This is a genomic window from Pseudomonas sp. GM24 (genome assembly GCF_000282235.1).
GTDB lineage: Bacteria > Pseudomonadota > Gammaproteobacteria > Pseudomonadales > Pseudomonadaceae > Aquipseudomonas.
The window spans coordinates 1-9,549 of sequence record NZ_AKJR01000103.1; the positions used below are offsets into that span (position 1 = coordinate 1).

9 protein-coding genes are annotated in these 9,549 nt (G+C 58.7%); 4 read left to right on the top strand and 5 right to left on the bottom strand.

The features are described from left to right. Positions 1 to 98 precede the first annotated feature (98 nt). From PMI23_RS13870 to betC, 3 genes are all read right to left on the bottom strand, one after another. Positions 99 to 1,667 (bottom strand): SulP family inorganic anion transporter, encoded by a 1,569-nt coding sequence (locus PMI23_RS13870; protein WP_007911846.1) that lies wholly within the window; start codon positions 1,665 to 1,667, stop codon positions 99 to 101. Between the two features lie 233 nt (positions 1,668 to 1,900). Next, on the bottom strand, positions 1,901 to 2,821 hold the full coding sequence (choX, locus tag PMI23_RS13875; protein WP_007911844.1) for a choline ABC transporter substrate-binding protein: 921 nt from the start codon (positions 2,819 to 2,821) through the stop codon (positions 1,901 to 1,903). 16 nt (positions 2,822 to 2,837) lie between these two features. Continuing rightward, positions 2,838 to 4,352: a choline-sulfatase gene (gene betC, locus PMI23_RS13880; RefSeq protein WP_007911842.1), complete on the bottom strand. Its 1,515-nt coding sequence runs from the start codon at positions 4,350 to 4,352 to the stop codon at positions 2,838 to 2,840. A gap of 114 nt (positions 4,353 to 4,466) precedes the next feature. Here betC and PMI23_RS13885 point away from each other — a divergent pair, with 114 nt between their 5' ends. Beyond that, entirely contained in the window at positions 4,467 to 5,417 is a 951-nt protein-coding gene (locus PMI23_RS13885; protein ID WP_007911840.1) for a choline sulfate utilization transcriptional regulator, read from the top strand. 80 nt (positions 5,418 to 5,497) lie between these two features. On the opposite strand, the gene PMI23_RS13890 is transcribed toward PMI23_RS13885, so the two are convergent. Continuing rightward, a complete protein-coding gene (locus tag PMI23_RS13890; RefSeq protein ID WP_007911838.1) occupies positions 5,498 to 6,163 on the bottom strand; it encodes an NAD(P)-dependent oxidoreductase in 666 nt (221 codons plus the stop codon). An 83-nt stretch (positions 6,164 to 6,246) separates the two neighbouring features. Here PMI23_RS13890 and PMI23_RS13895 point away from each other — a divergent pair, with 83 nt between their 5' ends. Next, entirely contained in the window at positions 6,247 to 6,573 is a 327-nt protein-coding gene (locus PMI23_RS13895; protein ID WP_007911836.1) for a DOPA 4,5-dioxygenase family protein, read from the top strand. Here the strand turns inward: PMI23_RS13895 and PMI23_RS13900 are convergent, their stop codons facing one another. Further along, a complete protein-coding gene (locus tag PMI23_RS13900; RefSeq protein ID WP_007911834.1) occupies positions 6,574 to 6,975 on the bottom strand; it encodes a GFA family protein in 402 nt (133 codons plus the stop codon). A 323-nt stretch (positions 6,976 to 7,298) separates the two neighbouring features. Here PMI23_RS13900 and PMI23_RS13905 point away from each other — a divergent pair, with 323 nt between their 5' ends. Both PMI23_RS13905 and PMI23_RS13910 read left to right on the top strand, forming a co-directional pair. Continuing rightward, positions 7,299 to 8,606 carry a CitMHS family transporter gene (locus tag PMI23_RS13905; protein WP_007911819.1) on the top strand — a complete coding sequence of 436 codons (1,308 nt, stop codon included), beginning with the start codon at positions 7,299 to 7,301 and terminating at the stop codon, positions 8,604 to 8,606. Between the two features lie 85 nt (positions 8,607 to 8,691). Then, the gene (locus tag PMI23_RS13910) at positions 8,692 to 9,459 is read left to right on the top strand and encodes a TerC family protein (protein WP_007911817.1); all 768 of its coding nucleotides are present in this window, start codon (positions 8,692 to 8,694) and stop codon (positions 9,457 to 9,459) included. Positions 9,460 to 9,549: the final 90 nt, after the last annotated feature.

Genomic DNA, 9,549 nt, shown 5'->3' on the forward strand with positions numbered 1-9,549 from the left:
GCCTGCTCGCGAAAGCGGTCTGTCTGACACATCAATGTTGGATGTGCCGCAGTCTTCGCGAGCAGGCTCGCTCCCACAAGGATTACCTCGATCGCCAATCAATCCTCAAACCGGATCGGACATTTCTCCGGCCCCTCAAGCTTCCTCAATTCCTCCACCACCTGCGGCCGCGCCCGGCGCAAGGTCAGGCTGCGATTCTGGCGCAATAAACGCCGCGCCTCCTGATGCAGCATCTCCACCCCCGAATAGTCGATGAAGTTGATTTGCTGCGCCTCGATCACCACCCGCGCGCCGTGCAGGCGCTGCAGGCGCACTTGCAGGTAATGGCTGGCGCCGAAAAAGATCGAGCCGCCGACGCGCAAAACATCATCCTCACCGTCGCGCCAATGCTGCACACGCGGTTGCGAGGTGCGCTTGAGGTAGAAGAACAGTGATGCCAGCACCCCGGCATAAATCGCCGTCTGCAATTCCAGCAGCAATGTCGCCAGGCAAGTCAGCGCCATTACCACGAACTCGGCACGGCTGACTCGCAGCAACGCGCGAATGCCGCGATGATCGACCAGGCCCCAGGCGATCAGCAGAATGCTGCCCGCCATTGCCGGAATGGGAATGTGCGAAATCAGACCGGCGCCGAAAATCGCAAACAACGCCACCCAGATCGCTGAAAAGATCCCGGCCAATGGCGAACAGGCGCCCGCCTCGTAGCTCAACCCCGAACGGGTAAACGATCCGGCTGACAGCGACCCGGAAAAAAACGCCCCGACGATGTTCGATAAACCCTGCGCGCGAACTTCCTGATTGGCATCGAGCAACTGTTGCGACCGAGCGGAAATCGAGCGCGCGATCGACAGGCTGGTGACCAGCCCGAGCATGCCCACCGCCACGGCGCTCGGCAGCAAACGCAGGATCAAATCCAGATCCAGCGGCAAGCCACTGAACGGCGGCAGGCGCCCGACAAACGCGCTGACCAGATGCACATGCCCGAACATCGCCGGCCACAGCCACACCAGCAGACTGGCCAGCACCAATGTGATCAACAGCGTTGGCCAGCGTGGCAGCAGTTGTTTCAGCACCACGCCGACCACCACCGTGGCTACGCCCAGAACTAACGACGGTTTATCCACAGCCCTGAGGTGTTGCAGCAGATCCATCAGACTAGCCAGCGCCGTGGCTTTCGCCGGTAATTCCAGTCCCAACAGATTCGGCAATTGCCCAATGGCGATCACCACCGCCGCGCCGAGAGTGAAACCGAGTACCACCGAATGCGAGACGAAATTCACCAGCGCACCGAAGCGCAGCAAGCCAAGCAGCCACTGGAAAATCCCTGCGAGCAAGGTCAGCAGCAGGATCAGCGTGATGTAATCCTGCGAGGCCGGCACGGCCAACGGACTGACGCTGGCGTACAGCACGATGGAAATGGCCGCTGTCGGACCGCAGATCAAGTGCCAGGATGAGCCCCACAGGCAGGCGATCAACACCGGAATGATCGCGGCGTAGAGGCCGTATTCAGGTGGGAGGCCGGCGATCAGCGCGTAGGCAATCGACTGGGGTAACGCGAGAATCGCACCGCTGAGGCCGACGATCAGATCCCGTCCGACGCTGGCGCGGGTTTGTCGCGGTAGCCAGGTGAGGAAGGGCAAGAGAGAGTGGCGGCTGGGGAAGGCCATGGGTCCTCGCGGTTAGGGTTTTATTCAAGGTTATCAGGGTGTCAGGGGGCCTCTGGGAGAGGGGACTGACCGAGGTGTCTGTCAGAGATTCATCAACCTGCGATTTCAAAGTTGAACGCAAGTTTTGAATGCAACAAATATCGGCTCCCTTTCCCCCTCGCCCCCTCTGGGGGAGAGGGCTGGGGTGAGGGGGCAAAAATCTCAAGCAGTGCACAATTCCAGCAATCCCACGATCAGAGCTTGGCTTTGACCGCCACCAGCGCATCCTTGCCATCGACGGTCTTCACGCCATCCAGCCACTTGTCCAGCACCGCCGGGTTCGCCTTGATCCACGCCTTCGCCGCCTCGGCATTAGTGACCTTCTTGTTCACCACCTCAGCCATGATGCTGTTCTCCATCTCCTGAGTGAACGAAAGATTGGTCAGCAATTTACCCACATTCGGACACGCCTCGGCGTAGCCCTTGCGCGTCAACGTAAACACGCTGCCAGTGTCGCCAAAGTACTTCTCGCCACCCTTCAGGTAATGCATCTTCAACTGCACGTTCATCGGATGCGGGGTCCAGCCGAGGAAGGTGACGAATTTCTGTTTCTTCACCGCCCGCGACACTTCAGCCAGCATCGCCTGTTCGCTGGACTCGATCAGCTTCCACTGGCCCATGTCGAAGTCATTCTTCTTGATGATTTCCTGCAGCGAGATATTCGCCGGTGCGCCCGAGCCGATGCCGTAGATCTTGCGCTCGAACTTGTCGGCGTATTTGTTCAGGTCGGCAAAGTTATGCACACCGGCGTCCCACACGTAATCCGGTACAGCCAGGGTGAACTCGGTGCCGTCGAGGTTTTTCGCCAGTTGCGTGACATCGCCGGTGGCGACGAACTTGTCGTAGAAGCCCTGCTGCGCCGGCATCCAGTTGCCGAGGAACACATCCACTTGGCCATCCTTCAACCCGCCAAAAGTAATCGGCACCGCGAGGGTGTCGACCTTGGCCTTGTAGCCCATGCCGTCCAGCAGAAACCCGGTGATGGCGTTGGTCGCGGCGATGTCGCTCCAGCCCGGATCAGCCATTTTCACCGTGTCGCAGCTCTGCTCGGCGAAGGCCGAAGTGCTGCTCAACGCGATCAGGCCAACCGTCACTACTGTGGATAACTTGCGCATGGACTTCCCCTTAACATTATTGGTTTTGGCAGGGTTGTGGATAACGTGCTTTGCGTTCCAGATCATCGAGGTCGATGTGGTTGCGCATGTACTGCTGACTGGCGTCCACCAGCGGCTGGTGATCCCAGCTCTTCAGCTTGCCGATGGTTAATGCGTCGGCAACAAATCGGCGACGGCGTTGGCTGGCGAGGACGTCGCGGTGTATTGCCGGGATGTCCCACTTGGCTCGCGCCTCGGCGATAAAATCGTCGAAAAGCTGGCGATGTTGCGGCGATTGGCTGAGTTCTTCCAGTTCACGCGGATCGTTATTTACGTCGAAGAGTAGGCAAGGGTCGCTTTCACTGTAGATAAATTTGTAGGCGCCGCGACGGATCATCATCAACGGGCTGATGGTGCCTTCGGCCATGTATTCGCCAAACACTTGGTCATGGCCGCCCTGCCCTTGCAGGTGTGAAACCAGTGAGCGGCCGTCCAGCGGCAAGCCCGGTTCCAGCGTTCCGCCGGCCAGTTCAACGAAGGTCGGCAACAGGTCAGCGGTCGACACGGCTGCGCTAACCCGCCCGGCATCGAACTGGCCTGGGGCACTTATCAACAGGGGCACACGGGCCGCCATCTCGTACCAGTGCATTTTGTACCAGAGGCCTTTCTCGCCGAGCATGTCGCCGTGGTCACCGGAGAACACAATGATGGTGTCGTCAATTAGTCCGGTTTCTTCGAGGGTTTGCAGAAGTTTGCCGACGTTGGCGTCGATATAGCTGCAGGCGCCGAAGTAGGCCCGGCGTGCATCGCGGATCTTATCCACAGGCAGCGGCTTGTCCCACAGGTCGTAAACCTTGAGCAGACGTTGCGAGTGCGGATCGAGTTCGTGTTGATCCGGCGTGATCGGAAGCGGGATATCGGCATCGTTGTACAAATCCCAGAACGCCTTGGGAATGGTGTAGGGATCGTGTGGGTGAGTCATCGATACGGTCAGGCAGAACGGGCGATCGCCATCCTCGCGAATGTGATCGAACAGGTATTGCTGCGCCTTGAACACCACCTCTTCATCGAAATCGAGCTGGTTGGTGCGCACACACGGCCCGGCCTGCAGCACCGAAGACATATTGTGATACCAACTCGGCCGCACGTCCGGCTCATCCCAGTTCACGGCCCAACCGTAATCTGCTGGGTAGATATCACTGGTCAGGCGTTCTTCATAACCGTGCAACTGGTCCGGGCCGCAGAAATGCATCTTGCCCGACAGCGCGGTGCGGTAGCCGAGGCGGCGCAGGTAGTGGGCGTAGGTCGGAATGTCGGCGGGGAAATCCGCCGCGTTGTCATAGGCGCCAATCTTGCTCGGCAACTGGCCGCTGACCAGGGTGAAACGCGACGGCGCACATAACGGGCTGTTGCAGTAAGCGGCATCGAACACCACGCCTTGGGCGGCGAGGCGGGAAAGATTCGGCAGTTTGATTGGCGACGGGCCGTAGATCGGCAACATTGGCGCGGCCATCTGATCGGCCATGATGAAAAGAATATTCTTGCGCTTCATGTGATCGCGGCATTCCATAGTGAATATTTATGCGACATTGCTGCGATCGAGCATGGAGTCCATGCTGTATTCGGTAAAGCCCGCGCCGGACAATGACTAGGATAAGCACAGCTTATGTATGAAGCTCTGGGGGATCTGTCCCTCGACCTGCTGCGCGCCTTCGAGGCCGCAGCCAGGCATCGCAGTTTTACCGCGGCGGCGGTCGAGCTGGGCACCACACAACCGGCGATCAGCCAGCAGATCAAACGGCTGGAAGAAAAACTTGGTACGCGGTTGTTTGATCGCATCTACCGTGGCATCGAGCTGACCGAAGTCGGCGCGATACTGTTTGAGCAAGTTAACCTCGGTTTGCAGAATATCGATGCAGGATTGAGTGCGATCAGCGCACAGCAGCAACATGAAGTCCTGCAGGTTGCCACTGATTTTGCCTTCGCTGCGTATTGGCTGATGCCGCGCCTGCATCGCTTTCACGAAGCCAATCCGCAGGTCGACGTCAGCCTCGTGACCAGCGAACGCAACCACAACATGCTGCGCACCGATATCGATGTGGCGATCCTGTTTGGCGACGGGCGCTTTAAACAGGGTGAAAGCCATTGGCTGTTCAGCGAAGAAGTGTTCCCCGTGTGCAGTCCGCAATTGCTCAAGGACCGCGCCCCGCCCTTGCCTGCTCAGGCGTTGCTGGAGTTTCCGTTGTTGCACCTGCGCGGGGAAAACAGCAGCAACTGGTTTGACTGGAGTGGTCTGTTCCGTGAACTGGGTATCAATACACCGCCAGCGCCGGGGCAATTGCGCTTCGACAATTACACGCTGTTGATTCAAGCGGCGATTGGCGGGCAAGGCGTGGCGATTGGCTGGCGGCACCTTGTGGATAACTTGCTGAGTCAGGGTTTGTTATGCCGGCCGATTGCTGAAACGACGCTGTCGCGGTTGGGTTATTACGTGGTGCTGCCGCAACGCAAACGCCGGGGCACTCTGATTCAGCAGTTTGTCGATTGGTTGATGGTGGAGCAGGCGAGTAGCGCTGAATCGCTCAATGGGTTGGCATTGCCTTCGATTGCGGTTTGAAGATCAAAAGATCGCAGCCTTCGGCAGCTCCTGCATCTGGAACGCGGTCCCCTGTAGGAACTGCCGAAGGCTGCGATCTTTTACGAATCTGAAGCCGCCACAAAATTCACATGTTCACCCACATGCAAATTCAGCCTTAGCTCATCGGCTATGCCCACCGCCACGCGATTCAGCCGCTCCAGCGGTTCGGCCAGACCCGGTTCCAGGTTGCCGCCGACTTGACTGAAATGTTCGATGGTCAGCCCGGCCACGCCGTGCGGTGCATTGACCAGCGTCCAGTGCAGCGGGCTGCTTTGCACGGCTTCGCGAATTTCTTCGGCAGCATGACGTTGCAGGCGATCATCAACATCCGGCTCATCAAGTACGGCAAAGTCGCCCACCAGAACCAGCCGCGACACATTGGCCGCTTGCAGGCCATCAACCAGTGCGTCGACGGCCAGGACTTGCTCGACCGGTCCGAGCACTACGGAGCGTTCAACCTGATCGCTGCTGAACGGTAACCCCGGCGCATCCAGTAAACAGATGACCGCCGAACTGCCGGCCACACTCTGATTGACCCGTTCCGAGTCGAACAAATCGCCCGTTTTGGTGCGCAATCCAGGACGCGGCGCGAGTGCGGTCAAATCGTCGAGGATGGCGATGACTTCGTGCTGACGACGCAGCAATTCAGCCATCAACGCGCTGCCCAGGCTACTCATGGCACCATAGAGCACCACTTTTACCGCCGGGGTTTCGGCATTTTTCATGGCTGATCCCTTTTCTTATCCCTTGTATGGCGTGTGACATACGGGCAACGCCGAGGGTTCGAACCGATTTCCGAGGGTTTGCGATGCAAGCGATCAAGGGCTACCACGCCCACGTCTATTTTGACGCCGACACCATTGAACAGGCGCGGGCCTTGTGCGAGCAGGCCGCGCAATTGTTTTCATTGAAGATGGGCCGCGTCCACGAGCGCCCGGTCGGGCCGCATCCGGACTGGAGTTGCCAATTGGCCTTCGGCCCCGAGCTGATTGGCGATGTGCTGCCATGGCTGGCGCTGAACCGTAAAGGCTTGGTGGTGTTTCTGCACCCGGACACTGGCGATGACTTGCTCGACCATACGGAGCACGCGATCTGGATGGGTGCGATCCGAACGCTGGATCTGTCTATTTTTTGATCAAATCGTTTCTGCTGCCTCGCCTGGCAGATGCTCGTCCAGATGCAGCCAGGGCAATTGGCTGTCCGTCCAGATGTGTCGCTCGGCGGGTGCCTGCTCTGGGTGATCAAGGGTGGCGATGGTCACGTCGATGCTCTCGGGGCTGAGTAATGTCACCAGCGCCAGTTGCGCGCCGCAGTGCGGGCAGAAGAACCGCGCGCAACTGGCCGACGAGTCATATCGCGAAGGCACGCCGGCCAGCCATTGAAAATTCGCTGCCGGCACGGTGATCCAGGTCGTGACGATTCCGCCGCTGACTCGGCGGCAAATCGAACAATGGCAATGGGCGATATCCTGCAAGGCCCCGCTGAACTGATAACGAATGTGTCCGCAATGGCAGCTGCCGCTGTGCAATTCGCTCATCTCGAAAGCTCCCCTTCCCGTGTTTATTGACTCTAGTTCGCATCCGACGGCCGGTTGACCGTTCATTCAAAGCTTTCTCAAGCGAAAGGTAGCTGAAAGCTTCCCCGATTAGGATCGCCTCCACTTCCGGCAACAGACCGGTTGGCCAACGCGTGTGATACCTCGCACGAACGGCCCAATTAACAACAACAATGGTGATTCTGATGTCCTCTGTAGCCCGCCTTTTCGCTGTCACTCCGCCCGTACGTCTCGTGCTTCCCGTTCTGCGCTGATCCCGTCCGATCTGCTCATTTAACTAGCCGCGCTACGCCTGGAGTATTCCCATGCTGACTTTCCTTGGCTTCGCCATGGTCATCACGTTCATGTTCCTGATCATGACCAAGCGCCTGTCCGCGCTGATCGCTCTGATCATCATCCCGATCGTCTTCGCCCTGTTCGGCGGTTTTGCACCGAAGATCGGCCCGATGATGCTCGAAGGCATCACCAAGCTCGCGCCGACTGGCGTGATGCTGATGTTCGCGATTCTCTATTTCGCCCTGATGATTGACTCCGGCCTGTTTGACCCGGCCGTGCGCAAGATTCTCAAACTGGTCAAGGGTGACCCGCTGAAGGTTTCGGTCGGCACCGCCGTACTGGCGCTCGTCGTTTCCCTCGATGGTGACGGCGCGACCACTTATATGATCTGCGTGGCCGCCATGCTGCCGCTGTACAGCCGCATCGGCATGAGCCCGCGGATCATGGCCGGTCTGATCATCCTCGCCGGTGGCGTGATGAACATGACGCCGTGGGGCGGCCCGACCGCGCGTGCGGCGAGTGCGCTGCATGTCGATCCGTCGGACATTTTCGTGCCGATGATTCCGGCCATGGCCGCTGGTGTGGTGGCGATTCTGGTTATCGCTTATTTCTACGGTAAACGTGAGCGTGCGCGTCTGGGTGAGCTGCATCTGGTTGGCGATGATATTGATCACAGCGAAATCAGCGTGTCGCAGTTCCCGGATGCCCGCCGTCCAAAACTGATCTGGTTCAACGGCGCCCTGACTTTCGGCCTGATGTGCACCCTGATCGCCGGCCTGCTGCCATTGCCGGTGCTGTTCATGGTTGCGTTCAGTATTGCCATGATCGTCAACTACCCTTGCCTGCAGATGCAGAAGGATCGTGTCGCCGCTCACGCGGGTAGCGTGCTGGCAGTGGTCGGTCTGATCTTTGCGGCGGGTATCTTCACCGGTATCCTGAGCGGCACCGGCATGGTCGATGCGATGTCGAAGAGCCTGTTGGCGGTGATCCCGGATTTCCTCGGCCCGTACCTGGCGGTGATCACGGCGCTGGTGAGCATGCCGTTCACCTTCTTCATGTCCAACGATGCGTTTTACTATGGCGTGTTGCCGGTGTTGGCCGAAGCCGCCAGCCACTACGGGATCACCGCAGTGGAAATGGCCCGTGCCTCGATCGTCGGTCAGCCCGTCCACTTGCTGAGCCCGTTGGTGCCATCGACGTATCTGTTGGTAGCCTTGGCCGGCATTGATTTTGGTGACCACCAGCGTTTCACCCTGAAATGGGCGATCCTGGTTTGTATCTGCATCCTGATTGCTGCACTGCTGTTGGGGACTTTCCCGGTGTTCAGCACTCTATAAGCCCAAGACTCACCGTTTCGGGTCCTGGCTTCGCGGTTTGAAGCCCGGACCTTTTTCGGTTTAACAATCGCTCAAAGGAATACACATGGAATGGCTGACCAACCCCGAAATCTGGGTTGCCTTCTTCACCCTGACCGCCCTGGAAATCGTCCTCGGCATCGATAACATCATCATGATTTCGATCCTGGTCAGCCGCATGCCGAAACACATGCAGCAGCGCACCCGGATCTTCGGTCTTGGCCTGGCCATGATCACCCGCATCCTGTTGCTGCTGTCGATCACCTGGGTCATGCGCCTCACCGCCGACCTGTTCGAAGTGTTCGGTCAGGGCATTTCCGGCCGTGACCTGATTCTGTTCTTCGGTGGTCTGTTCCTGCTGTGGAAGAGCTCGCAAGAGATGTATCACGCGCTGGAAGGCGAAGACGAAAGCGACGAAACCCCGGGTGGCAAGGGTGGCAACTTCCTTTACACCATCATCCAGATCGCGATCATCGACATCGTCTTCTCGCTGGATTCGGTGATCACCGCAGTGGGTATGGTTTCCCACGTGCCGGTGATGGTTGCGGCGATCGTTGTGGCGGTACTGGTGATGATGCTGGCCTCGGGCAAGATCAGCGAGTTCATCGACAAGCACCCGTCGCTGAAGATGCTGGCGCTGTCGTTCCTGCTGGTGGTCGGTACCGTGCTGATTGCCGAGTCGTTCGACGTGCATGTGCCGAAAGGCTACGTCTACTTCGCCATGGCGTTCTCGCTGGCGGTTGAGGCGATCAACATCAAGCTGCGCGGCGCAATGGCCAAGAAGCGACAGCAGCAAGATCCGGTGAAACTGCGCAAGGACATCCCGGGCCAGTAACCCGGTAGTCTTCAGGCAACACCCCTTGTAGGAGTGAGCCTGCTCGCGATAGCGGTCTTTCAGTCAACATCAATGTTGAGGCTGATGGCC

Excerpts from the sequence above, each read along its gene's own strand:
- PMI23_RS13870 (WP_007911846.1), bottom strand. The coding sequence starts at position 1,667 with ATGGCCTTCCCCAGCCGCCACTCTCTCTTGCCCTTCCTCACCTGGCTA.
- choX (WP_007911844.1), bottom strand. The coding sequence starts at position 2,821 with ATGCGCAAGTTATCCACAGTAGTGACGGTTGGCCTGATCGCGTTGAGC.
- betC (WP_007911842.1), bottom strand. The coding sequence starts at position 4,352 with ATGAAGCGCAAGAATATTCTTTTCATCATGGCCGATCAGATGGCCGCG.
- PMI23_RS13885 (WP_007911840.1), top strand. The coding sequence starts at position 4,467 with ATGTATGAAGCTCTGGGGGATCTGTCCCTCGACCTGCTGCGCGCCTTC.
- PMI23_RS13890 (WP_007911838.1), bottom strand. The coding sequence starts at position 6,163 with ATGAAAAATGCCGAAACCCCGGCGGTAAAAGTGGTGCTCTATGGTGCC.
- PMI23_RS13895 (WP_007911836.1), top strand. The coding sequence starts at position 6,247 with ATGCAAGCGATCAAGGGCTACCACGCCCACGTCTATTTTGACGCCGAC.
- PMI23_RS13900 (WP_007911834.1), bottom strand. The coding sequence starts at position 6,975 with ATGAGCGAATTGCACAGCGGCAGCTGCCATTGCGGACACATTCGTTAT.
- PMI23_RS13905 (WP_007911819.1), top strand. The coding sequence starts at position 7,299 with ATGCTGACTTTCCTTGGCTTCGCCATGGTCATCACGTTCATGTTCCTG.
- PMI23_RS13910 (WP_007911817.1), top strand. The coding sequence starts at position 8,692 with ATGGAATGGCTGACCAACCCCGAAATCTGGGTTGCCTTCTTCACCCTG.